The 24,295-nt window shown below is 63.2% G+C and carries 22 protein-coding genes and 1 pseudogene; 10 read left to right on the top strand and 13 right to left on the bottom strand.

Features of this window, described 5'->3' with window-relative positions:
- Window positions 1-5 precede the first annotated feature (5 nt).
- Window positions 6-530, bottom strand: coding sequence for a peptidylprolyl isomerase (locus QP413_RS08435; protein WP_012359316.1), 525 nt, complete (start codon window positions 528-530; stop codon window positions 6-8).
- Window positions 531-713: 183 nt separating this feature from the next.
- Between QP413_RS08435 and QP413_RS08430 the strand changes: the two genes are divergently transcribed.
- Complete coding sequence (locus tag QP413_RS08430; RefSeq protein ID WP_284759204.1) at window positions 714-2,519, top strand: hypothetical protein; 1,806 nt, start codon at window positions 714-716, stop codon at window positions 2,517-2,519.
- 8 nt (window positions 2,520-2,527) lie between these two features.
- Window positions 2,528-4,624, top strand: coding sequence for an anthranilate synthase component I family protein (locus QP413_RS08425; RefSeq protein ID WP_284781439.1), 2,097 nt, complete (start codon window positions 2,528-2,530; stop codon window positions 4,622-4,624).
- 62 nt (window positions 4,625-4,686) lie between these two features.
- On the opposite strand, the gene QP413_RS08420 is transcribed toward QP413_RS08425, so the two are convergent.
- Window positions 4,687-5,034 (bottom strand): metalloregulator ArsR/SmtB family transcription factor, encoded by a 348-nt coding sequence (locus QP413_RS08420; RefSeq protein ID WP_284781438.1) that lies wholly within the window; start codon window positions 5,032-5,034, stop codon window positions 4,687-4,689.
- Window positions 5,035-5,151: 117 nt separating this feature from the next.
- Window positions 5,152-6,282, bottom strand: a complete 1,131-nt coding sequence (locus tag QP413_RS08415; protein ID WP_284781437.1) for an aminotransferase class V-fold PLP-dependent enzyme — start codon at window positions 6,280-6,282, stop codon at window positions 5,152-5,154.
- Between the two features lie 119 nt (window positions 6,283-6,401).
- On the opposite strand from QP413_RS08415, the gene QP413_RS08410 reads away from it, so the two are divergent.
- The 5 genes and pseudogenes from QP413_RS08410 (at window position 6,402) to hemQ (ending at window position 10,348) form a co-directional block, all read left to right on the top strand.
- On the top strand, window positions 6,402-7,925 hold the full coding sequence (locus QP413_RS08410) for an MFS transporter (protein ID WP_284781436.1): 1,524 nt from the start codon (window positions 6,402-6,404) through the stop codon (window positions 7,923-7,925).
- Window positions 7,868-8,714, top strand: a pseudogene (locus tag QP413_RS08405) (IS5 family transposase). The gene QP413_RS08410 and the pseudogene QP413_RS08405 overlap by 58 nt, the downstream one beginning before the upstream one ends.
- A gap of 63 nt (window positions 8,715-8,777) precedes the next feature.
- Window positions 8,778-8,939, top strand: a complete 162-nt coding sequence (locus tag QP413_RS08400) for a hypothetical protein (protein ID WP_284781435.1) — start codon at window positions 8,778-8,780, stop codon at window positions 8,937-8,939.
- Window positions 8,940-8,991: 52 nt separating this feature from the next.
- On the top strand, window positions 8,992-9,474 hold the full coding sequence (locus QP413_RS08395) for a DUF2871 domain-containing protein (protein ID WP_070761775.1): 483 nt from the start codon (window positions 8,992-8,994) through the stop codon (window positions 9,472-9,474).
- A gap of 169 nt (window positions 9,475-9,643) precedes the next feature.
- Entirely contained in the window at window positions 9,644-10,348 is a 705-nt protein-coding gene (gene hemQ / locus QP413_RS08390; RefSeq protein WP_284781441.1) for a hydrogen peroxide-dependent heme synthase, read from the top strand.
- Window positions 10,349-10,480: 132 nt separating this feature from the next.
- On the opposite strand, the gene QP413_RS08385 is transcribed toward hemQ, so the two are convergent.
- From QP413_RS08385 to arsB, 5 genes are all read right to left on the bottom strand, one after another.
- Complete coding sequence (locus tag QP413_RS08385) at window positions 10,481-11,161, bottom strand: hypothetical protein (RefSeq protein WP_284781434.1); 681 nt, start codon at window positions 11,159-11,161, stop codon at window positions 10,481-10,483.
- 252 nt (window positions 11,162-11,413) lie between these two features.
- The gene (locus QP413_RS10290; RefSeq protein WP_336620850.1) at window positions 11,414-12,265 is read right to left on the bottom strand and encodes a type IIL restriction-modification enzyme MmeI; all 852 of its coding nucleotides are present in this window, start codon (window positions 12,263-12,265) and stop codon (window positions 11,414-11,416) included.
- Window positions 12,217-14,259: a DNA methyltransferase gene (locus tag QP413_RS10285; RefSeq protein WP_336620849.1), complete on the bottom strand. Its 2,043-nt coding sequence runs from the start codon at window positions 14,257-14,259 to the stop codon at window positions 12,217-12,219. The genes QP413_RS10290 and QP413_RS10285 overlap by 49 nt, the downstream gene beginning before the upstream one ends.
- 209 nt (window positions 14,260-14,468) lie before the next feature.
- Window positions 14,469-14,888: a low molecular weight phosphatase family protein gene (locus QP413_RS08375; protein WP_284781433.1), complete on the bottom strand. Its 420-nt coding sequence runs from the start codon at window positions 14,886-14,888 to the stop codon at window positions 14,469-14,471.
- On the bottom strand, window positions 14,885-16,003 hold the full coding sequence (gene arsB / locus QP413_RS08370; RefSeq protein ID WP_148811440.1) for an ACR3 family arsenite efflux transporter: 1,119 nt from the start codon (window positions 16,001-16,003) through the stop codon (window positions 14,885-14,887). The genes QP413_RS08375 and arsB overlap by 4 nt, the downstream gene beginning before the upstream one ends.
- A gap of 80 nt (window positions 16,004-16,083) precedes the next feature.
- Between arsB and QP413_RS08365 the strand changes: the two genes are divergently transcribed.
- Both QP413_RS08365 and QP413_RS08360 read left to right on the top strand, forming a co-directional pair.
- Window positions 16,084-16,431 carry a helix-turn-helix transcriptional regulator gene (locus QP413_RS08365; protein ID WP_012359296.1) on the top strand — a complete coding sequence of 116 codons (348 nt, stop codon included), beginning with the start codon at window positions 16,084-16,086 and terminating at the stop codon, window positions 16,429-16,431.
- A gap of 183 nt (window positions 16,432-16,614) precedes the next feature.
- The gene (locus tag QP413_RS08360; protein ID WP_284781432.1) at window positions 16,615-17,046 is read left to right on the top strand and encodes a carboxymuconolactone decarboxylase family protein; all 432 of its coding nucleotides are present in this window, start codon (window positions 16,615-16,617) and stop codon (window positions 17,044-17,046) included.
- A gap of 9 nt (window positions 17,047-17,055) precedes the next feature.
- On the opposite strand, the gene QP413_RS08355 is transcribed toward QP413_RS08360, so the two are convergent.
- From QP413_RS08355 to QP413_RS08335, 5 genes are all read right to left on the bottom strand, one after another.
- Window positions 17,056-18,423, bottom strand: coding sequence for an MFS transporter (locus QP413_RS08355; RefSeq protein WP_284781431.1), 1,368 nt, complete (start codon window positions 18,421-18,423; stop codon window positions 17,056-17,058).
- 124 nt (window positions 18,424-18,547) lie between these two features.
- Complete coding sequence (locus QP413_RS08350; RefSeq protein ID WP_262368243.1) at window positions 18,548-19,399, bottom strand: sulfite exporter TauE/SafE family protein; 852 nt, start codon at window positions 19,397-19,399, stop codon at window positions 18,548-18,550.
- A 510-nt stretch (window positions 19,400-19,909) separates the two neighbouring features.
- Complete coding sequence (locus QP413_RS08345; protein WP_015381063.1) at window positions 19,910-20,248, bottom strand: transglycosylase family protein; 339 nt, start codon at window positions 20,246-20,248, stop codon at window positions 19,910-19,912.
- Between the two features lie 212 nt (window positions 20,249-20,460).
- Complete coding sequence (locus QP413_RS08340; RefSeq protein WP_284781430.1) at window positions 20,461-21,264, bottom strand: SDR family oxidoreductase; 804 nt, start codon at window positions 21,262-21,264, stop codon at window positions 20,461-20,463.
- A 2-nt stretch (window positions 21,265-21,266) separates the two neighbouring features.
- Window positions 21,267-22,241 carry an SMP-30/gluconolactonase/LRE family protein gene (locus tag QP413_RS08335; RefSeq protein WP_284781429.1) on the bottom strand — a complete coding sequence of 325 codons (975 nt, stop codon included), beginning with the start codon at window positions 22,239-22,241 and terminating at the stop codon, window positions 21,267-21,269.
- A 508-nt stretch (window positions 22,242-22,749) separates the two neighbouring features.
- On the opposite strand from QP413_RS08335, the gene QP413_RS08330 reads away from it, so the two are divergent.
- Complete coding sequence (locus QP413_RS08330; RefSeq protein ID WP_284781428.1) at window positions 22,750-24,003, top strand: ATP-binding protein; 1,254 nt, start codon at window positions 22,750-22,752, stop codon at window positions 24,001-24,003.
- The last annotated feature ends 292 nt before the right edge of the window (window positions 24,004-24,295 follow it).

Below are 24,295 nucleotides of genomic sequence, written 5' to 3'. Positions count from 1 at the left end.
GGGTTTTACTGAGTGATCTCGACAGACTCGATCACCACGTCGTCGTTCGGACGATCCATGCGGTCGGTTGCCACACGGGAGATCTTCGCAACGACCTTCTGGGACTCCTTGTCGGTGACCTCACCGAAGATGGTGTGGCGGTTGTTCAGGTGCGGGGTGGCCGTCACCGTGATGAAGAACTGGGAGCCGTTGGTGCCCGGGCCGGCGTTGGCCATGGCCAGCAGGAATGGGCGGTCGAACTGCAGCTCAGGGTGGAACTCGTCCTCGAACTGGTAGCCCGGGCCGCCACGGCCGGTGCCGGTCGGGTCGCCGCCCTGGATCATGAAGCCGTCGATGATGCGGTGGAAGATCGCACCGTCGTAGAACGGGCCTTCGTTGCTGCCCTGAGCGTTCGGCTGGGAGTACTCCTTGGTGCCGTTGGCCAGGCCGACGAAGTTCTCGACGGTCTTCGGCGCGTGGTTGCCGAAGAGGTCGATGGAGATGTCCCCGTAGTTGGTGTGCAGAATTGCGGTTTCAGTCTTGTTAGTCACGCGCCCCAGTGTACTTCAATCGGCAGTCGCTGGGGCAGGGTGGTTGGGCTTCCGCAGCGGGCGGGCCGGGGCTAGCCATCAGGGTTGCTGCAACATGTTTTGAGCAAACCCCACGGCAGGATATCTGGGCTTTGCCTATCATGGGACTGTTGGTGAAATTTCAACGCAAGAGGAGATTCCTAGATGAATCCCAATACCCTCAAGCTGGCGCTGACTATTGCCCAGCAGCTGCGGAAGTCGCAGAAGAACCGTGCGCAGCGTAGGCAGCTCGCGGAGTTCGATGCGCTTCGCGATCAGCGAAATGTGACCTTGTCGGACGAGCAGCAGCAGGCTGTGCTGGCTGATTCGCCTGCTCACATCCGTGCTGTTGCGGAGGAAATGCGGAAGCAAGACGGCGCAGCCGAGGCTCTTGCGAAGGCTCGTGCGCTGCACGCAGCCCACGAGGAGAGCACCGCGCTAGCGGAGGGTAACTCCCCCGCTACGCAGTTTGATAACCCGCTGGCCAAGTCCGCGAAGAAGGCTCGGAAGGCCGCCAAGCGCAATTCGCTGCGAGGCAGGACGAGCCAGGGTATCTCTGATCTAAAGAACGAAAAAAATGAATTGAAGGAGAAGGGCATGGCTAACGCGACCGACGCGTTCAACCAGCTCGGCGACCGCGCCGAGGAGCTGTTCGAGGACGGCAAGAAGAAGCAGAAGAAGCTGGCTAAGCAGGCGAAGAAGGACGGCAAGAAGGCCCGCAAGGCTGCCAAGAAGAACAGCAAGGACCTGCGTTCCAACCTGCAGAACGTCGCTGACGACGCCCGCAACCTCGTCGAGGACCTGGGCGATAAGAAGAAGCAGCGCGAGCTCGCCAGCTCCGTGGCTGGCGCTTTCGCCGCTGGTCGTGCCGGTGCCCGCGCGGCCGCTGATGAGCTGTGGGAGGGTGCAACCCACGCGGCGGAGTCCGCTCGCGAGGCTGCCCAGAAGGAGGGCGCAAAGGCCCGCAAGCAGGAGACCCGCAGCGCGAATAAGCGTCTGAAGAAGGCTCAGAAGCGTGCGGCGAAGAAGGCGCAGCAGGCTGGTAAGCAGGCCCAGCAGACCCGCGATCAGCTGGAGTCCCGCGTGCAGGGCGGCCTGGAACAGGCTCGTTCCCAGTTCGCGAACCTGCAGGAGCAGGGCGCTGATCAGCTGAAGCAGACCAAGAAGGATGCTGCGAAGGCTAATAAGCAGGCAAAGAAGGACGCGAAGAAGCGTCGCAAGGCTGCCGAGCAGAACGTCAAGGCACTGAGCAAGCGCGGCCAGAAGAAGGTCGACAAGATCAACAAGAAGGCCCAGAAGAAGGCCGCCAAGCTGGAGCGTAAGCGCAACGGCAAGGGTAAGTTCGGCCGTAACATCCTGCTGGTTCTGCTGCTGGCTGCCGCTGGCGCGGCTGTCGCTGCCCTGCGCGAGAAGAAGCAGACCCCGGCGAAGTCCGCCCCGAAGGCTTCTGATTTCTCTGGCAAGGCCACGGGTTCCGCCGCGAAGCCGAAGGCTGAGGAGGCTGCCGCGAAGGCGAAGGCCGCTGCTGCTGATGCTAAGGAAGCCGCCGCTTCCGCTGCTGCCGAGGCCAAGGCGAAGGCTGAGGACAAGGCCGAGGAGGTCAAGGAGCAGGCTTCCGACGCCAAGGCGAAGGCTGAGGCTAAGACCGAGGAGGTCAAGGAGCAGGCTTCCGACGCCAAGGACAAGGCTGAGGCTAAGGCCGAGGAGGTCAAGGAGCAGGCTTCCGACGCCAAGGACAAGGCTGAGGCTAAGGCTCGCGAGGAGAAGGCCAAGGCCGAGCAGAAGAAGGCTCAGGCTGAGCAGAAGAAGAACGAGGAGTCCAAGAAGGATTCCGGTTCCAAGGCTGGGGCCCCGAAGGCTCCGGGCGCGCCAGCTGCCCCGAAGGCACCGGGTGCACCGGCTGCTCCGAAGAAGGCCGATAACGCCAAGAAGGATTCCAAGGATGACGAGGGCGGCCGCCACCGCCTCTAAGGAATAACTTGCACTACCCGTGGGTCAGCCACGCTGGCGGTACCACCCCTGATGCGGGCGCCGCGGGCGTGCAACCCGGATCTCTGACGCTGCGCTGGCGGATCTTCCCGATTTCCGCTGGTCGCGGCGTTTCCGCGTGCCAGGGGGCTTTCCGCCGGGCCGCGAATACGGCATTCGCCGCGCTCCGCCACCAGGGCGGGGAGGCTGCGGATGCCGTTTTTCTGGACTCTGGTTCGGCGTTTCAGGGCGATACGGCGCGGTCTTTTCTCGCTTTCTCTTCCGCCCGCGCCGCTGTTCGCGGAGCTGTTGACGGCACCGTTCACAGCCCTGTTCCCGAGGTTGGGGACGACGCCAGCGCGGCCGATGGTCCCGGTTTCGCGGTGGGTTACCGTGTCCCGGGGCGCAGCGCCTGTGCCGATGCCGGCGACGCTGCTGCGGGTGTAGGGTCCGCGGGTGCGGACGCCGGGGATCCTGCCGCCTTCTATGACGCGCTGCGAGGGCAATTGCGGCGCATCCACGTGCCGGAGGACTTCCCCTCCCAGCTCACGGGCGGCTTCGCGCTCGGCTGGGTGGGCGCCTTCGGCTATGAGTTGAAGAACCTCTCCCCCGACGTGCTCGCCAGCGCCACCCGGCGCGGGGCAAGGCTCGGCGCCAAGCATGCGGCTGTACCCGCGCAGGGGGCAGTGGCTGAGCTCGGTGCCGGGAACGGCGGGGCCGCACCTCTGCGCCACCGCAGTCACCCGGACGCCGCCCTTCTGTTCGCGGACCGGGGGCTGGTCTTCTCCCCGCACGATGGCGCGGTGATCGCACTGGCCCTGGAACCCACGGGGGCATCGGGCGGGCCCGGCGGCGCACCAGGGGACGAGCCTCTCGCGTCTCCCGCCCCCGTCACGAGCCCCACGCCGGACGCCAGCCCGGCCGAGGCCTGGTTCCGGCAGCTCGAGGAACGTTTCGGAACTGGTCTGCGGGAGCTTTTCCCCACGGGCGCCGGGGATTCCAATGCCCCTGACAACGCCCCGGGCACCACCGCGCACGCAGCGCCGATCGTGACGAACCGAGCGGCCAGCGCACCCACCGAGTACCGGCTGGATCACGGCCACGAGCAGTATCTGGCCAATGTGCTGGCCTGCCAGGAGCACATCGCGGCCGGGGATAGCTACGAGCTATGCCTGACCACGACCGCCCGCGGCCCAGCGCTGGCCGACCCGTGGGGCGCGTACCAGCAACTGCGCAACACGAGCCCCGTCCCCTACGGCGCTTATCTGCAGTTCCCCGGCCTCGGCGCCGCGCCGGCAACGGATCCTGGCACTGCCTCCCCCTCACCTGTTGCGGTCAACCCAGCCTCGCGCACCGCCGCCACGCAGGCTGGCACCCCAGGGTTGCATGTGCTTTCGGCGTCCCCGGAACGCTTCCTGCGGATCCGCCGCACCGCTGCTGCCTCACCAGACGCACCTGCCAGCGCAGAGACGAGCACCAGTACAGCCACGAGCGCGCCCACCAGCACCGCCCCCGGCCCGCTCTTCGTCGAGGCCAAACCCATCAAGGGCACCCGTCCCCGCAGCACCGGTGCTGAGGACGAGCGGTGGCGTCGTGAACTGCAGAACAGCGAGAAGGATCGGGCGGAGAACCTCATGATCGTCGACCTGCTCCGCAACGACCTGGCGAAGATCTGCCGGCCGGGCAGCGTGCGGGTGCCGGAGCTGTTCGCGGTGGAAAGCTATAGTCACGTCCACCAGCTGGTCAGCACGATCACCGGCGAGCTGGATGGCGGCGCTGGAGCGGATGCCGTGGATTGCCTCGCGGCGTGTTTCCCGGGCGGGTCGATGACGGGCGCTCCGAAGGTTCGCTCGATGGAGCTGCTCGAGGATCTGGAAGGTACTGCGCGCGGGTTGTACTCCGGTGCGATTGGGTGGCTCTCCCCCACTGGCGAGGCGGATCTGTCCATCACGATCCGCACGCTCATCGACGATGGCCGCGAATCCAGCTTCGGGGTGGGCGGGGCGATCGTCGCGGACTCCGACCCCGAGGCGGAGTGGCAGGAAATCCTGGTCAAAGCCAGTGCCCTGCTGGAGGCGCTAGAGGCGCGAATCACCGAAAGCGCATAGCGCTCCCGGTCCCCCTCCCTGCCCAGATCACCCCGGTAGCAGCCACGCACCCCCAGCACCGCCTAGTCGTGGCGGTGCATATCCTTATTGCCGCCCACGTAGTGCAGCAGCTGGTGGATCCGATCGTCTACCAGCGAGTACAGCATCTGGCGACCGTCGCGTTCCACGGTGAGGATTCCGGCGTTGGACATGTAACGCAACGCTGCGGAGGCGGTGGCGGGCCGGAGTTCGCACTCGTTGGCTAGCTCCGTCATCGTCATCTGGGCGGGGCCCTGGTAGTGCAGGGTCAGCAATAGACGAAAGCGCGTCGGATCCGAGAGGATCTTAAACGACTGCCCCCAGTCCTCGACGAGCTGCAGAATGTCCTCTGGGGTGCCGGGGTGCTCGCTTGTGTGATCAGCGTGCTTCATGTCTACTCCACGTTCATTCAGGCCCAAGGGCGGTGGCCGCGGCCACCTCGCGCCCCACGGCCGGTGCGTCTGCGCCCGGCGCGCGGAGCGGCCCCTTCGGGCATCAACGTTGCTCTCTTACTCGATCTTATCCAGCGCGTCGGCCAGGCGCTGCACCGCAGCGTCGACGTCCGCCCACTTATCGAGGCCGAACAGGCCAATGCGGAAGGTGGCCAGGCCCTCTGGCTCGTCGATCATCAGGGGCACGCCACCCGCGATCTGCAGGCCGGCCTCCTTGAAGGCCGCGACGTAGTTCTTCTGCGGGTCCTTGGCGTTGACCACCACGACGGACGGCGCCTCGCAGCCCGGCGCGGCGACCGAGGTGTAGCCGCGCTCGGCGAAGAGCTCGCGGACCTTGCCGCCCAGCTCCTCCTGCTTGGCGCGCAGGGTCTCCAGGCCGACCTCCTGGGCTTCCTTCATGAGCTCCAGGTTGTGCAGCAGGGTGTCGGTGGCCATGGTGGCGTGGTAGCCCGCGCCACCATCCACGTAGCCATCGGCGATGGCGGTCCACTTCTTCAGATCCATCGCGAAGCTGCTGGTCTGGGTGTTTTCCATCGCCTTGCGGCCGTTTTCGCTGAACAGGACGTAGCCGGCTGCCGGGCTACCGGACCAGCCCTTCTGCGGCGCGGAGATCAGGACGTCAACGCCCGTCTTCTTCATGTCCACCCACAGGGTGCCGCTGGCCACGCAGTCGAGGACGAAGACGCCGCCGACCTTGTGCGTCGCTTCGGCGAGCTGCGTGATGTAGTCCTCGCTGATGATGATGCCGGAGGCGGTTTCCACGTGGGGAGCAAAGACCACGTCTGGCTTGTACTCGGCGATGGCGGCGGTAGCGTCCTTAATATCCATCGGCTCGAAGGTGGGCGCGCCTGCCTCGGTGGAGACCTGCTTGGCCTTGAGGACCTTGTGCTGGTCGGTGATCTTGCCGGTTTCGATGATCTGGGTCCAGCGGTAGCTGAAGAAGCCGTTGCGCAGGACGAGGGTCTTGGCGTCGTTCGCGAATTGGCGGGCCACGGACTCCATGGCGAAGGAGCCGCCACCTGGGATGATGGCCGCGGAGTGGGCGTTGTAGGTGCCGCGCAGGATGCCGAGCATGTCCTGCATGGCGTCCACGAACTTCGCGGACATGTGGTTCAGGGAGCGGTCGGAGAACACGACGGAGTATTCGACGAGCCCCTTGGGGTCAACGTTGTCTAGTGGGAGATTCATGTTTTCCAGAGTAGCGAGTTTCTTTCACGCAACCGGCACCGATTTTGTGTTTCGTCTGATTGAAAGTTCAACCTTTCGGCTGATGTGCTTTTCGGGGCTGGTTCATAGGCTTAGAAAGTATGAGGGAAAATCGTGGAGCAGTAAGCACGCAGAGCGCACCGGCGGCAGCTGGTTCGGCACGAGCGCATGCTCCGAATAAGTGGGCTGCGCTGGGGGTTCTGGCGTGTGGTCTGGCGCTAATCGTGCTGGACGGGACGATCGTCGGGGTGTCCATGCCGGCGATCATCGAGGCCCTGGACCTGGATCTGGCAGGTGCCCAGTGGGTGACGAGCCTGTATTCGGTGGTTTTCGCTGCCCTGCTGCTCACCGCGGGCAAGTTGGGGGACGCCAAGGGGCGGAGGACGTTATTCCTGGCCGGTGTGGCGCTGTTCGTTCTCGGTTCGGTGCTCGCCGGTCTGGCGGGGTCGGCCGGGGTGCTGATTGTGGCCCGGGTGGTGCAGGGCATCGGTGGCGCGGCGATTCTGCCGTCTACCCTGTCCAGCGTGAACTCCCTGTTCCAGGGGGACGACCGCGCCGCGGCGTTCGGCGTGTGGGGCGCGGTCATGGCGGGTGCCGCGGCGGTGGGCCCGCTGGCCGGTGGTCTGCTGACTGAGTATGCGGGCTGGCGGTTGATCTTCTGGGTCAACGTGCCGATCGGTGTGCTGCTCTTCGTCCTCGCCTTGAAGCTGGTGCCGAATACGAAGGGCCGGGCGGATGCGGGGCACGACGTCGCCGGCTTCCTGCTCTCGGCGATCGGTTTCGGTCTGCTGGTCTTCGCGATCATTCAGGGTCCGAAGATGGGCTGGTGGCCGTGGCCGGGGCTGGCCGGGATCGTCGGCGCGGTGGCGGTGGCTGCCTTCGTGGTGCTGGAGAATCGCCGGCGCAAGGCGCAGGACGCGGTCCTGCTGGACGTGGGCCTGTTCCAGGTTCCGACCTTCACGTGGGGCAACATCACCGCGCTGATGGTGGCCGTGGGCGAATTCGCCCTGGTCTTCGTGCTCCCCCTGTACCTGATCAACGCGCTGGGGCTGTCCACGATCACCACGGGTCTGGTCCTCGCGGCGATGGCGGCGGGCGCTTTCCTCAGCGGGGCGCTGGCCAGGCACCTGGCGGCGTGGATCGGCGCGAGCGGCACCGTGCTGCTGGGCCTGGGCCTGGAGGTCTTCGGCGTCCTGCAGCTCACCGCGGAACAGGCGCCGGACCGGCCACTGTGGCTGATCGTGGTCGCCCTGGTGATCTACGGGGTGGGCCTGGGCCTGGCATCCGCGCAGCTCACGAGCCTGGTGCTGAAGGACGTTCCGGTGGAGCAGTCCGGCCAGGGTTCGGCCACCCAGTCCACAGTCCGCCAGCTCGGATCAGCGCTTGGCGCGGCGATGGCGGGAGCGATGCTCTCCGCCGGGATGGCGTTCAACTCCCGGGACCTGACCGGCACCACTAGGGCGTGTCTCCTAATTGTGGGCCTGTGCTCGAGCATGATTGAGGTGTGTCACAACGGTCTAGATTTACGCAGTTCACGAATGCACAGTGGGAGCGAGTTGAACCACTTCTGCCAACGAATGAGGGCCGTAAAGGCCGCCCGTTTGGTGATAGCCGCCGCGTTGTAGAGGGCATCATCTACCGGTACCGCACCGAAATCCCGTGGCGAGATCTCCCCGACCGGTATGGTCCCTGGCAGACGGTGTGGAAGCGGCATCGCCGCTACGCAACCGACGGCACCTGGGACCGCGTATTCGCGCACATCCTCGCCGAGGCCGATGCAGTGGGCGACATTGACTGGAACGTGTCAATCGACGCGACGATCAACCGTGCTCATCAGCACGGTACGAACCTGCCGCGCCCTGATCAGGACACAGGGGGCTCTATCGAATTACAAGAATCTGCCGTTATGCGAGATTGAACCGGCAGGTCACGGGATCGGGAGATCACGCGGAGGGTTGAGCACGAAGGTACATTTTGCTGTCGAGGGGCATGGCCGGCCGCTGTCGATTGTGGTGACGGGCGGGCAACGCCATGATGGCGCGATGTTGCAGGAAGTCCTCGGCGATATTCGGGTCCCGAGAATTGGGTGCGGGCAGGCGCGGACGCGCCCTGATGCGTTGCTTGCTGATCGCGGGTACACGTCACGGGTGAACCGCGCGTATCTGCGTGAGCGCGGCATCGCCGCGGTGATTCCGGAGAAGTCTAATGAGATCGCTGCCAGGAAGCGTAAGGGTCGTGCTGGCGGGCGACCGCCCGGGTTTGATGCGGAGCTGTACAAAGACCGCAACGTGGTCGAGCGGGCCTTTGGGTTGATGAAGCAGTGGCGCGGGCTTGCGACGCGTTATGACAAGCTCGCGGTCACGTATCGCGCGGGAGTGGTGCTTGCGGCGATTCTGGTCTGGTTACGCATATAAGAGACACGCCCTAGCCAGCTGGCGGATGCGGCCCGCTCCTCGGCGGGCTCCGCGATCCCCGCCATGCGTGGCCAGGGCGTGCCGGGGCAGGTGCTGGACCCCGTGGTTGCGGCGTTTGCCAGCGGCACACGCTGGGCCTTGGTCTCCGCGATCGCGGCCTTGGTCATCGGCTTCCTGGCGGCCTTCATGGTCTCCAAGGCCAGGCGGGGCGACGTCCAAAACTAAAAAACGACACCACAAGAAGAACAAGAAACCAGAAAAGAAAAGGATGAGCGCAATGAAGAACGCGCAGAAGACCCTGTTTACCACCGCTTTCATTTACCTCGTGATCGGCATGCTCAGCGGCGTGTTCTACCGGGAGGTCACCAAGTTCAAGGAGTTCCCGGTCGATAACGCCACGCAGCTGAGCACGCTGCACACGCACCTGCTGGTGCTGGGCTTCATCGTCCCGCTGGTGGTGCTGGCCCTGGATAAGCTCTACGCGCTGGCTGGGTCGAAGCAGTTCACTTGGTTCTTCTACCTCTACAACATCGGCCTGGTGATCACCCTGGTGATGATGACTGTCCGCGGCTGGCTGCAGGTCTTGGCCGGCAGCCCGCTGGAGGAGACCCCGGAACTGAGCAAGGGCATGGATGCTGGGATCTCCGGCATGGCGGGTATCGGCCACATCCTGCTGGCCGTATCCCTGGTGCTGCTGATGGTGCGCCTGGGTGCGCGCATCAACACGGTGCAGGCGCAGGCCAAGCAGGTGAACGCCTAAACACTGACTGTGGCCGGGGTCACCCCGGCGCGCGTGATGGGCCACGGTGGCAGCCTGACGGCAGTTGTTCTCCAGCTGTTGCACAGGCTGCCGTCGTGGTTCTCGGCACTTCGTGCAGGTAGAATGACCTGCGGATTAAGTGACGATGAGAAAGGTGGCAGCCTCGGATATGTCGAAGAAGATCGATTTCGAGAAGCTGAACAACACGATCCAGTACGCCATGTGGTCGGCGTTTGAGATCAAGGCCGGCGTGCTCGGCGAGGATCGCGCGGCGGTTGCTGAGGACTTCCAGCAGTTCCTGGATTCCTACAAGGATTCCAGCGTGACCGTGCGTGGCGTGTATGACCTCACCGGCATGCGCCCGGAGGCGGACATCATGTTCTGGATCCACGGCGAGAAGCTGGAGGATCTGCAGGCCTTCTACCGCGCCTTCCGCCGCGAGACGCTGCTGGGTAAGGCGGCTGTCCCTTATCGCACGAACGCTGCACTGCACCGCCCAGCGGAGTTCAACAAGTCCCACGTCCCGGACTTCATGGTGGACCCGGAGCCGAAGGAGTGGATCTGCCTGTACCCCTTCGTCCGTACCCCGGAGTGGTACCTCATGGACGACGCCCCGCGCCGCAAGATGCTGGTCGACCACGGTGTGGAGGCCCGCAAGTACAACCGCGTCCGCGCGAACACGATTCCGTCCTTCGGCCTGGGCGACTACGAGTGGATGCTCGCCTTCGAGGCGCCGGATGTCGCTGAGGTCGTGGACCTGATGCGCACGATGCGTTACACCGAGGCCCGCAAGTACGTCTCCGAGGAGACCCCGTTCCTCACCGGCCGCATGATCACTGACTGGCTGCCGGAGTTCGTCGAGTCCCTGCCTTAAGGATTCGAGGCTCTCTGGGCGCAGGCCTCCGGGTCTGCGCCCTGCACATGGTCTGACAGAGTCGGACCAGGGTTCAGACACAAACCTACGAACACAGCCTCATTCCCCGCGATGGTGAACCCATACCTTGAGCTACGGCCTGCTAGTCCGTAATTCGGGGAGTCTGGAGTTGGTGGCTATCCATTGCGCCGCAGAGGGGTCAATCCAGGTAGACAACTTCTCTATGGCTAGCTGTGCTCGATCGAAATCTTCGTTTTCGTCCTGCCGGTTCTGTCTGATGATCGGCTCATGATGGGCACACCGATTACGCAGTTTGTAGACCACATCGACTTCACATCTGAATTCGTTGAGATTGGGGACCAAGACACCAGGCTTGCTTCCGTCAGTGATAGGTGTCGGTGTGCCGATCAAAGCTTTACGAACCAGCGGCCAGAGGGTCGAGGCGTAGGTCTTGGTGAACAGGTAGGCCCAAAAATCGAAGCTGAGTTCGGCGATGACCCGCCCCGGCGGTGGGGTTGGTTCTCTTCGTGTACGTGCACGTTGTTCTGCTTTCCTGATGGCCCTCTTGGCCGGTGTTACGAACGGGATGGCCGGGTTGGTGTACCACCTGGCCCCGTAGCGCGGAGCGACTGCGGTGTCTACGCAGTTTCGTAGCAGCACCTCGACATGCTGGAGGTCCTCCAGGAAAGCCTTGGTGACATGAGTATTCCAGAGATAGAGAGCTTCAGGGTCCGGGTGGTGGGCATAGGTGCTCATCCGCGCAGGCGAGAACCACTTGTCGAGATCGCTCGTTAGATTGTTGTTGGAATCCATGGGAACAAATGCTACGGTTGTGCATGAAAGCCCCGGAGAGATCCCTGCGTTTTAGACGCATATCGCCGGGGTTACTGAATTTTATGGGGGATATTAAGGAGCATAACGGCAGTGTATGCCCGAAAAAGACGCTCTCGCGAAAAGTTCGGGTTTTTCCTGTTCAGTCTGCGCATATCTGCCATCGGTCACCGCCTCAAACCATGCTTCCTCACCTATCCAATCTCGGCGCGAAGACCGAACACATACCTCCGGCTACGCCACCTCTATCAACACGACATAGTTCGCGAATAGGAGCTCCTGGCGCTGGCGCTCTGTCGTGAGCTTCCGTGGTGCGCCGAATGCTTTATCGACCTCACGGTCAAGGTCATCGTGGGCCTTGAGCAGCTCGGGGGCCATCGCCAACGGGTTGTAGTGCTCCGCTAGGGAACGCTCAGGGTGTAATGCTCGCGCGTCCAGCACCTTCTTCCCCGCGTCGATGATCCGCTGCCGAACCTTCTCGTCGAGGTCCGGAACGGGAAAAGTGTTCCATGTCAGAGTGGAAAAACGCAGGCGCGATTCTAACCTGCCTCCGACTGTGCGCTGCCAGGTAATGAACATTGAGGATGAAATTAGCGCGAAAGAAAGGCCTGACGGATCACTCACTGTAAACGCCAGGTTGCTGGCAATGGTACGAGTTCCCAGCTGCGTCGCAGTGTAATAGGGACGCGATTCACTTACGACCGAAGGAATACAAAGGTAGTCATGGTCTGGCTGGCGTATTTCTCCAAACAGGTGCGGGGTTCTCGCGAGATCAGCGGTGGCCTGCCGCTTCGACGCGGCGCGCACGTCCCGCACCGTACTAATGCGTTCCCGCAGCACTGGCGATTTCTCTAAGTCAGCTGCGTCGAATCCATCGGCCAACCACAAGCACCAGCGGTCAAGACCGCGCACCAGCTCCCGCGAGCCTTTAAACGGGCGCAGATACTTTGCCGCTACGGGGTCAGCGGCAACCGTGTCGTACTCGTCGACTTCCACGATGAGGTTGCCGCCGTCATTAGCCATGCTCCCGAACCGAGCTAGCTGAAGTTCCGGGGAAAGCGGTGTGCGCCGTGCGGTGACAAGCACATTTGGGCCATCAACCAAGTAGGCATTGATCCCCTTCTCGATACGCTGCTCCACCCCCCCCCCCCGTGGATTTCAGGGTAGTCCCACAGCCGCTGCTTAACGGCGCGTTTCTTGGTGAAGCCAACGATCACGCAGTGCACGGCCGCTTTACCCGGGGCCTCGGAGTCCCAAGCGAACGTGCGGTGCGCGTACTTGATCCGCCAGCCGTCTTGAATCAGCGGGCCGAAAAGCGCGGGAACGGGCTGACCTTGAGTGATCGAGTTCGTGGTGACAAACGCGAACTCACCCTGGCGTTTAGCAAGGAGTGTGCGTGACTGTGCGTGCCACCCGGTGACGTAGTCCATGTCGTTGACACCCTTCGTGGTGCCCCATACCCGCGCGAGGTCAGCCTTTTGCTCCTTGTTCTTCATACGGGCACCAATAAACGGTGGGTTGCCGAAGATATAGGTCATCCCGAAGGTCGCGGGGAGGATCTCCAGCCAATCCACGGCCAGTGCGTTCGCATGCTCAATGTGCGCTGTAATCGAAATCGGGAGGCGATCAGGCGCCAGCCCCACCCGGTCAGCCAGCTCCCGGTTGGCCTGATGGTCAACCAGGAACATCGCAGTCTCCGCAATACGGGCCGGCCACCAGTTCAACTCAATGCCATAGAACTGCCCGATGGATAGCTTCTGCTCCCACGAGATATCGAGCGCAAGATCCGTCGTGCCCTCGCGCTCACGGATGGCGACAATCACGTCCGTCTCGATCTTGCGCAGCTCGCGATAAGCCACGATGAGGAAGTTTCCCGAGCCACAGGCCGGGTCGCAGAACACCATGTCGGCCAAGCTGTCGCGGAATGCCCGCAACTTCGCCACCGGCGTGGACTTCGCCGCGATCAGCCGGTCGGCTTCAGCGCGCAGCTCGTCCAAAAACAGCGGACCAATGGTCTTCAGGATGTTCTTCTCGGAGGTGTAGTGCTCACCGTCATCCCGGCGGGCCTCCTTCGACTTCACCAGCTGGAACATCGACCCGAACAAGGCAGGGCTGATGTTCGTCCAACGGAACCGGCACGCATTCAGCAGCGCATCGCGCATCTCGGGGGTGAAGAACTGCGTGGGCATCGTCTCCGCGAAGATCGCCCCGTTGATGTACGGAAAACGCGCCATGGAATCCGGCACCCGGCGGCGCTGAGCCTCCGGGGTATTCAGCACCTCAAACAACGCACCAAGCTGGCTTCCCAAGTTCTCGCTGGTGGTGTGCTCCAGAACGAAGCGATAGAAGAGATCCTGCTCAATGACCCCGGAGTCCTCGGCGAACAGCAGGAACAGCAGACGGGTCAGATACATCGACGTCACCTGGACGGCGGCGTCTTCGTCCTCAGGGTTGGTCGGGGCCTCATCGCCGACTTCCTCGTCGACCTCGTCGCCGACCATTGCGGTGAACAGGTCGGCCATCAGGCGTGATGCCTGGATCGAGGCCTCCTGCTGCTCCTCCCGCGTGAGGGTGTCCTCGTAACCGGCGAGGAACTTCAGCTCATCAACGTGCTCGGTGACCTCCGCGAGCGGGAACTCAATGTCGAAGCGTTGTTCCGCCAAGCCGAGCCGCACCAGGCGGAGGCGTTCGAAGTCGCTGGCGAGGATGTAGCGGGGCTGCTCGGAAGGCGTAATCGTGCCACCGAGGAGGTAGTCGCGTGCCTGGTCCACCGCGACCTGAAGATCAACCCCCGGCTTCTTCGCTTCCCCGATCACCACACCCGGCCAAAACAGGTCGATATAGCCGTCCTTGCCGGTGCTCGCTCGCCGGGCGTCCGGCTCGAACAGGTCCATGCGGGAGGCGGTCACGCCGAAGCATTCGAAAAGCTCGGTCCAGTAGCTCTGCGCGTACTTGCGCTCAAGTCCGCCCTCGTCGTCGTTGCCCCAGCCGTCGAGGCGTTCCCGCCATCGCAGCTTGAAGCGGTCGAGGTTCTGACGCATGGTCGCCCGGTCCAGGCGAAGTGCAGTTGGAGAAGTCACGCTCTCACCATAGACAACGCACCAGACACGGGCCGCCTATTCGAACAGTCCTGCACCAACGACACACTCTCCCGGCGCTGGCCCGCACGATGTCCTGCGCCCGTCCGGGGCGTGTCTGCACCGGGTTCTAAGCTGGGGCTAGCGCCTGCTCAAGGCCGGGCGACGTCATTAAAAAAACCACAGCACCGCAACCACTATGAGGTGGGAAGTTAATTCTCGAGCAACTCATCGAGAAGCCTGCGTACCCGAGCGTCGATCTCATCGCGGACCAGGCGCATTCGCTCGATGCCCTCGATGCCCCGCTGGGACGGCTCGTCGATCCCCCACCGCTCGCACGTTCCGTGAGCATCCTCAGGTAGCTCCAACTGGGCATCCTCGCCGAGAATGGTGGTGCGGTCGACCTCCCGCAGTAGCTGCGGGTCGATCCCCTTCGGGGTTCCGCCGGACATGTCGGCCCCGATCTCACTAATCGCCTCCACGGACTGGGCGTTGAGTTCTGTGCCCGGTGTCGTGCCGGCAGAGTGGATCTCGACCCGGTCGCCAGCGTGCTGAGCGGCCAGGGCTGCGGCCATCTGGGACTTGCCGCCGTTGCTGACGCAGACAAACAGAACTCTCGGACGGGTACTCATGAGATGGCATTCTCCTTCTCAGATACAGCAGTCTGTGAAGACGATGTGGGGGATGCGGGCAGAGTCGGATCCTGGGGGAAGAGTTTCGGCCCCAACCACAGCATGACGTAGACCAGGCCGACGAGCACCGGGACCTCGATCAGCGGCCCGATGGTACCGGCCAGCGCCTGTGCGGAGTTCGCCCCGAAGGTACCGACCGCCACGGCGATGGCCAGCTCGAAGTTATTTCCTGCGGCCGTGAACGACACCGACGCCGACTGCGCGTAATTCATCCCCGACATCTTCGTGACAGCCAGCGCGAGGGCGAACATGCCCACGAAGTAGATCAGCAGTGGCACCGCTAGACGAGCCACGGTCCACGGTTGGGAGGTGATTTGCTCGCCTTGCAGGGAAAACAGAAGCACGATGGTATACAGCAGGCCGAGCAACGCCAGCGGGGAGATCGCTGGCAAGAAGGTGTCCTCGTACCAGGCACGCCCCTTGGTCTTCTCACCGATGAGTCGAGAGAGCACTCCGGCCAACAACGGGATGCCGAGGAAGACGAGCACGGAGGTGGCGATGGACCAGAAGGAAAACTCGGCCGAGGTGGTCGCCAGCCCCAGCCAGGAGGGCAGGATTTGGAGGTAGAACCAACCAAGCACGCTGAACATAATCACCTGGAACACCGAGTTGATGGCCACCAGCACGGCCGTGGCCTCCCGATCACCACACGACAGGTCCGACCAGACGAGCACCATCGCGATGCACCGAGCCAGGCCGACAATGATCAGCCCCGTGCGCAACTCCGGCTGATCAGGCAGGAAGATCCAGGCCAGAGCAAACATGAAAGCCGGGCCGATCAGCCAATTAAGGACGAGGGAAACGCCCATCAGGCGTTTATCGGCGACGATCTCCCGGGTCTTGTCGTAACGAACCTTCGCCAACGGCGGGTACATCATCACCAGCAAGCCAAGGGCGATCGGCAGGGATATCCCGCCGACCTCCAGGGCGCCCAGAGCGTCACTAATACCGGGGAACGTCCGGCCCAGGAGTAGGCCAACAGCCATGGCCAGAAGGATCCACACCGGCAGGAAGCGGTCTAAAAAGGACATGCGCGGGCGATGGGAAACAGTCATACGACCCCTTTTAAATATTGATGGTCATCGATACTAAAAGTAATCTTCATATAGATGACCGTCAATATAGGATGGCTATTATGACCCTCCCGCAGATCCTTCCACTCACTGATCTTGCCTCCTGTTGCTCACTCGGTTCTGGCCCCCTGACCGAGCAACAGGCCGAGCGTTATGCCACCTTGTTCAAGGTGCTGGCCGACCCTGCCCGCCTGCGGCTGCTGTCGAGGTTGGCGGCCGAGGGGTGTGGACCGGTCAGTGTCGGGGAACTAACAGAGAGGTCTGGGCTGAGTCAGCCAACTGTGTCTCACCACCTCAAACGATTGACTGAAGCCGGCTTGCTAGAGAAGGTGCGAGTTGGTCGGACGGTTACCCACCAGGTCCGCCCGGAACTGTTCGCAGAGCTGCGCACCGTGCTGCAGATGGACTGACCCGCCACCAACGAGCAGGACACGATCACACATGTGATCAACAAGGACGTCGCGGCGATCGTCGTACCGTTGCGCGGGGCGTGTCTGCACCGGGTTCTAAGCTGGGGTTAGCGCCTGCTTGAGGCGGGCGGCGTCGCTAAAAACACAGCACCACAACCACAACACCACACGAAAGGCGAGAGCATGACGGAAGAGACGAAGAAAAACGAGTCCCTAGCGGAGGCAATGGACACCGCTTACGACGCCGGCATCGAGATGCGGCGTGCGGTGATGGGCGATGATTTCGTGGACGCCGCGCTGGAGCGCAACGCGGGTAAAGACGGCGAGGAGCTGCAGAAGCACATCTCCGCGACCGTCTGGGGCTCCATCTGGAACCGGCCCGGCCTGGAGAAGCGGGATCGCAGCCTGTTGAATATCGGCATGCTCGTCGCACTGCGGGCCACCGGTGAGCTGCGCGGGCACGTCCGGGGCGGCCTGCGCAATGGGTTGACTCGCGAGGAGATCACCGAGGCCGTGCTGCACACCGCTGGGTACTGCGGGGCTCCTGCGGCCCTGAGCGCGATGAAGGTCGTGCAGGAGGTACTGGAGGAAGAGCTCGGGCCGAAGGAAAGCTAGCCCGGCGCGCTAGCTGCCCAGCGCATCCTCCAGATAGCGGTCGCGGCCTGCCCACAGGCCGGCGAGGAACTGCAGCACCACCAGGGCCACCAGGCCAGCCATGACGATGGACCACGGCTGGGCCACTCCCCCGCCGGAGAGCACGTCGTGCAACGCGCCCGCGCCAACCGGGCCGATCGCGGAGCAGGTATAGCCCGCGGTCTGGCTGAGCGCGCCCAGCCCCGCCGTGCCCGCCACCGTGCGGGTGCGCAGCATCGCCAGGGAGAACGCGATACCCGTAGCAGTGCCGTGCCCGATGCCGAAGAGCACGGCGAAAGCCATGCCCAGGTGCGCTGGCGCGAAGTACATGCCCGCCAGGCCCACGCCCAGGCCCACCGAGCCGATGGAGGTCGCCCACACCTGGCTGCGGGTGCGGTGCACAAAAATGCTCACCGCCAGGGCGCACGGGATGGCCACGAGGTTCACGACGGTGAGCATCTCGCCGCCCGCATTCTCCCCGCGTCCCTGCTCCAGGAACATCGTCGGCAGCCACGCGTTAACCGTGTAGAAGAGCACGGAGAGCACCGCGAAGTACACGCTCACCGCCCACGCCAACGGGGAGCGCAGCATGCTGCTCATCGCGATCGCCGGTGGGGCCGCCTTCGCACTAGATGCCACGCCGGAGGCTGCATTGGAGGCATCGGCGGCCTCCTCCCCGGCGCTGGCGCCCTCCGCAACACCGGACGCCCCGCCATTGTCAGTGAACTTCACCTTCGCCGCCGGGGTGCCCGGCCGCAGCTTCACGCGACCAACCTGCGGCAGCCACAGCGGCAGCGCAATTACCGCGAGGATCCCCCAGCTCAGCAGCGCGATCCGCCAGGACCCCGTGGCCCGGGCGATCGGCAGCGTCAGTCCACTGGCCAAGGCCGGGCCCGCATACAGGCTCACGGTGTACACGCCCATGAGAATGCCGCCCTTATCCGGGTAGCGCGCCTTAATAAACGCCGGCAACAGCACATTGCCGATCGTGATCGCCACGCCCACCACGGCCATGCCGACAAAAAGCGCAGTGGCGCTAGGCACCAGGCGGATCGCGAACCCCACCATCAGGATCACAAGGGCCGCGAGGATGGTGCGGGCCAGCCCGAACCGACGTCCCCACCCTGGGGCGCGCATGGAAAGAAGGACGAACGCGAGCAGCGGAACGGTCGTCAACAGGCCCGCCGCGGTGGCGCCGAGCGCGAGATCACCACGGATATCGGGGATCACGAAGGCCACGGAAATGATCGCCGGGCGCAGATTCAGCCCGACAAAGAAGATCCCCAGCAGGGCGATCAACATGCTGGGGCGGGCGGCGCGCTGTGCACGCCCTGCGGGTGCGCCAGTGGGTTCGGTCATCTCGCGTGGCTCTCCTTCGCTCGTCTCGGGGGTTGGTGGCCGGTGGCTGGTTCTCACCAGCGCCTGCCGGCAGCCCCAAACAGCTTAGTCAACGCTTAAACCGCCTCAACCAGGAGGCGTGAGCCTAAGCGAGCAGGTACTCCTGCGCGAGCACGACCGCCGCCATCAGCAGCACAAAGACCCCGAATGCGCGTTTCAGCTTCGCCGCCGGGATATGGGAGCCCAGCAGCGTGCCAAGGATCGTGCCGGCCATCGCAAGCCCGGTGAGGCTGCCGAGCGCCTGCCAGTCGACGTCCACGTGAAGGATGTGGGAGAGGAACCCCGAGGCCGACTGCATCGCCACAACCAACAGCGAGGTACCCACCGCGGCCGGCATTGTGAAGCCCACGAGCAGCGCCAGCGCTGGGACGACGAGGAAGCCGCCGCCCGCCCCGACCAGCCCGGAGATCACGCCGATGCCGAGTGCTGCGAGGACGATCTTCACTTTCTGCGCCTGGCTCAGCGGCAGGGTCGCTGCGGTTCCTACGCTGCTCGGGGTTGATTTACCCTTCGTGCGGCTCGGAGCGGCGGGTGGAGACGGCTTCCTGCCACGAACCATGCCAATGCCGGAGGCGATCATCACGATGGCGAAGATCGTCATGACGACGATGCCGGGCAGCAAGGCTGTCAGTTGCCCGCCCGCGAAGGCGCCCAGCATCGCCAGCCCACCGAAGACGACGCCCGTCCCCCACCGGACGTTGCCCTTCTTATGTCCTCGTTCCCGCTGTTCTTTGGTCGGGCGGGCGTGCAGGAAGGTGGAGAACAGGCTGGTGAGGCCGACGATGAACAGGGAGCCGGTGATGGAGTCCTGGGTGGGCCAGCCCGCGATATAGCTGAGGATCGGCACCATGAGGATTGCCCCGCCGCCGCCGAAGAGTCCAATGGTGATGCCAACGAGGATGGCAAGGACGTGGGTAGCAATCAGCGCTGCGGACAATCTTTCACTTCCTGGCTTGAGGGTGGTGCCGAAAGTTCTCTCAACTCTTGTGCCATCCATGCTAGATGGGGCTGTGGGCGCGGCTCACCGCTGGCCGGAAAAATTGGGGTAGAAAGCGCAAAACCATCGAGCGGGGGGGGATGCTCGATGGCTTTACTTCCGGGGAGTCACATCCCAACCATCCTCATCAGGGGGGGGTTGGAGGATATGCGGTTGGGCAGACATCAACCCGGCAAAAACGATAATAACGGTTTGGAAAAGATTTTAAAAGTCAACGCGAAATTTAATTTCATTTCGCCCGCGAATGCGCAGGTCAAGGCGTGGAAAATTCTTTGTTTTTCTAGGCTGTGATCCTGCTCACTGGAGGGGTTAGACCTTGTTTTTAACGCGCCCTCCGGCCGGTACAGGCAGGTACAGCAAAACCCCGGCCGTACTATTGCCGGGGCGATACTGCCGGACCGCTATTGCCGGATCCGCGGGAGCTAATTCCCGCGGGGCGCGCGGAGCCCCTTAGGCAACCGGGCCGCCGCAGTTCGGCCATGCGCCAGCGCCCTGACCGGCCAAAACCTTCTCAGCAATCTCGATCTGCTGCTCCTTCGTGGCCTGGTCAGCGGTCGGTGCGTACTGCGTGCCACCGAAGCCCGCCCAGGTCTGGGCCGAGAACTGCAGGCCACCGTAGTAGCCGTTGCCCGTGTTGATGTGCCAATCGCCGCCGGACTCACATGCTGCGACCTGATCCCACTGGCCAACAGTTGCTGCGTTTGCCGTCGGTGCAACCAGTGCCGGTGCTGCGATCACGCCGGCTGCCATTGCGAGGCGGGTCAGGTTGGTCTTGACGGACTTGCGCATAAAGTATTCGCTCCTTCGTCTTTCGGTAACGATGTGGTTACGAGCCCGCCAACCTACCCACCACGCACCCCCGTCCGTCAAGCGAATTCGCGGAAATCTGGCTTTTCACCCTGCCCGCTGTTACCCATGCAGGCCTCTCACCTGCGCGTATCCAAATGCCCTGATAATTCCCTGATGATGCCGCTACGGTGCCGCGTCACCGTCCTTTTCCCTCACCCTTTCCGCAGCGCCCGCCGCCCACTGGCGAGAACGAAGGGCATCGCCAGGCGCATGAGGACCGCCTGCGCGCCCACCCAGCGCTGGAAGCGGCCGCCGAGCGCGGGGAACACGATCTCTGCTGGCCTGCCGAACAGCGGGCGCTTCTTGAAGGATCGGACGATGGTCTCGGCAATGACCTCCGGGCCCACGGACTTCTCAGCGAAAGCCGCCACCGCCGAAGGGTCGCGCTTTTCCTGTTCCAGCATCTCCGTCCGTACCCCGGGCGGGTGCACCAGCGTGAACGCCACGCGGCTAGCGCGCTCCTCGATGGCGACGGTGTTGATGAATGCGCGCAACGCATGCTTGGTCGCGCCATAGGAGGAGTACCCGGGCAGGGGAAGGAAGCTGGTCATGGAGCACACGGTCACGATGTGCCCGCCGCGGTTCTTCATGTACCGCATGGCTTTCAGCGTGCCGTACATGGGGCCAAAGAAATTTACGTCCACCATCTGCCGATGCTGGTCACCCGAGAGATCACGTGCCCAACCGGTGTGGATCATCCCGGCGTTGTTCACCAGGATGTCCACCGGCCCAAGCTGGTGTTCCACGTCCTGGAAGACGGTGGCCCACGCGTCCTCGTCACGGACGTCGTGTTCCACACCGATGGCCCGAATGTTTCCGGGTAGTTCTTCAGCGACGGTGCGAGCGGCCTCGCCGTTGATGTCGGTGACGGCGACGTCGTAGCCAGCGTCGGCTGCTGCTTGAGCGGTTGCAGCTCCAATGCCGCGGCCAGCTCCAGTAATGAGTACAACGCCCATGCTTACGCCTCCAGATCGATGATCTCGATGCAGCCCTTGCGCGCGGGCCCACCGATCGTGGGGTCGTCGTTGATCGTCGTGGCGCAGAACAACGTGTGGCCGTTATCGCCGCCGAGCTCCACGTCGAGCGTCTTGTTGCCGGTGCGGATGCGCTCGACGATGTGGCCGCCGGGCTTCACGAGCACGACCTCCGCGCGCGTGGCATTGGCAATCCAGATCGATTGCCCGTCACTATCCAGCGCAATCCCATCGGGGGCCAGCGAGATGGGCAGGGCGTTCGCGATGCGGGGGTTTTCCAGCACCCCGGCTGCCGTGCGGACGATGGTGCCCAGCGGTGAACCGGAGTTGAGCTGCTGCCACAGGAATTCGGGCATGAGCTTGGCGTACGGCCGGGGGTTGGTCAATACGCCGGCCTCATCGACGTCGCATTCGGTCAGCTGCAGTCGCAGGGTCTCGGCGACGACGACGGTGCCGCCCGGCAACTGCACCGTTCCATTGGGGAACAGCATGTCCGGGCCGGTTCCCGCAACCGTGCCGTCCGGGGCGATGCACACCACCCGCGTTGACGGCGGTCCCGGTGGTTTATACAGGTGGGAGTTCGCATTGTCCCGGTGGAAGGCGTGGTAATCAAAACCGAAGTTGCCCACGTAGGCGTATCCATCGGGTGTGACCATCATGTCGTTGGCGTGGCCGCCGCAGTATTCACTGATGTCTGCATGTTGTGTCAGCTCGCCATCGGCGCTGCGCCGCCAGATGACGTGCTGGTCCATGGAGACGATGAGCATGTCACCGTTGGGGAGGAATCCCAGGCCGCCGGCGCGACCCGGGATTTCGCCCAAGACTTCTTCCCCACCTGGTTTGGTCCAGCGGTGCAGAGTCCCGGTTGCCATGTCTACGAAATAGAGGGCGCCCTGATGCCAACGGAGTGACTCGGGGACGCCGTACCCATCGAGAAGAACTTTCGTTGCCCTAACCATGCGGTCATAATAAGGCCGGAAAAGCCGAAGCGGGCGGACTTCCACAAAGAAATCAGCCCGCTAGTTCGACAACACGGCCCCAAGCACCTCGCCTTTTGCCCTGTCGAGACGGCGCGTCTGAGAAATCAGGACCGCATTGTGGAGATCGGCGTGGTGTTCGGAGGCCTGACGGCGGGAGTGTCTGGCGTGGTAGCGCTGATCAGCAAGTTGCGGAGTTAGAGCTCCGGGCATTATGCGTGCCGGATGTCCGGTTGGTGACCGGATTCAGCATTAGGCTTTCACCTCACCCCCTTCCCTACGGTTGAGAACAGCCACTCCCGCAAAAGCACGTCCGCACCGCCTAGTGACGAAGACATACGCGCCACTAGGAAGGGCGTGCCAATCTAGGACACATTTCGAACACCACTAGGAATTCCCAAGACCACGTTTGAGCGAACTTGCAAAAGCCGGTATAGAAATGTTGCAAAGTCGGGCATGAAACCGTTGCAAAAGCGGGTATAGTGCCCATATGCAGTACTTTTCACGCTTTGCAGATCAAGTATTGGAAGACTCCCTCCAGTTCATGGGAGGCGTCCTCCTTGAGGGGCCGCGCGCATGCGGGAAAACCTCTACCGCGCTCCAAAAGGCTGCAAGTTCTGTACGCCTCGACCGGTCCCCCGAGCTGATTACGCTGGCCGAATTGAACCCCGCAGCCTTACTCAACGGTCCAACCCCTCGTCTCATTGATGAGTGGCAGCTCGCGCCTTCCCTATGGAACACCATCCGCCACGAGATCGATGACCGTCAAGGACGCGGAGAGTTCATCCTTTCGGGGTCAGCGGCACCGGCCGATGACACCACGCGTCACTCCGGCGCGGGACGCTTTGCAAGATTACGAATGCGGCCAATGTCGCTCGCGGAGAGTGGGGCGTCGACAAGCCAGGTAAGCCTCGCATCGCTAGAACCGGGCGTTAGTGTAAGTGGAGCTTCCAAGCTCACATATAAGGACATGGCCGAGCAGGCCGTTCGTGGCGGATGGCCAGGGCTGCTCGGGGCGAGCACTCAGCAGGCGGTCATGTTTAACCGCTCATACCTGGACAACATTTTCGACGTGGAAGTGCCAGAAAACGTTGGCACACGCCACAACCAACTAAACATTCGCCGGACCTTGGCATCCATCGCTCGGAATATTTCTGGCGAAGCAACGTTGAAAACACTCGCTGCAGACGTGTCTTCGGATGCCACAACAGTCGACCCGAAAACGGTCTCCACGTACCTCCAGGCACTTACCCGGATATTCATCCTCGACGGGTTGCAACCTTGGAGCGTCGCGCTCCGATCTAAATCACGACTGCGCACCTCGCCGAAGCTCCATCTCGCTGACCCCAGCCTGGCCTGCGCCGCCTTGGGTATCGGTGTTGACCGCCTCGCGAACGACCCGGAGTTCTTCGGCCAGATCTTTGAGTCCATGGTCATTCGAGATCTGCGCGCGGCATCCGCCCTCCAGCACGGGCGCGTCTATCACTACCGTGACAACACGGCCCTTGAAGTTGACGCCATCATCGAATACCCCAAAGACGGCAAGTGGGGCGCCTGCGAAGTCAAACTCGGGGCATCGCAGATCCCACAAGCCGAAGCGAACCTCATCAAACTCCGTGACGAACGTGTCGACACCAACAAGATCGGGTCGCCTGCATACCTAGCCATCATCACAGCAACGGAATATGCATACACGCTTCCTAGCGGAGTGCACGTGATCCCCTTGGGAGTCCTGACCGCTTAGGGGCAGCAGAGGCTAGTCAAACTATTTTCACGGAACTGCACAAGCGGGTGTGCCACCCGTGAACTGCAGGTTTATCGCACCATCAGGAACGCAATCACCGCTCTGCGGCGCGGGCCTCGGAAGTTCCAAGCTGTAGTGCGTGGATACTAGTAACCCCAAAGCTAAGCGGAGGGGTCTGGTGGCGTCGCCACGGGTTAAGTAGCAAAAAAGGGGACGCGGACATTTTGTTGGACAGTTTCGGGTCACGCTACATGAAGTTTTCGGTAGGCGGTGATACTCACACCGCCTAGAC

It is taken from the genome of Corynebacterium sp. UMB4614, from assembly GCF_030217065.1.
Taxonomy (GTDB): Bacteria; Actinomycetota; Actinomycetes; order Mycobacteriales; family Mycobacteriaceae; genus Corynebacterium.
The sequence above is the reverse complement of the archived record's forward strand: the minus strand, read 5'-3'. Positions and strand labels throughout refer to the sequence as shown.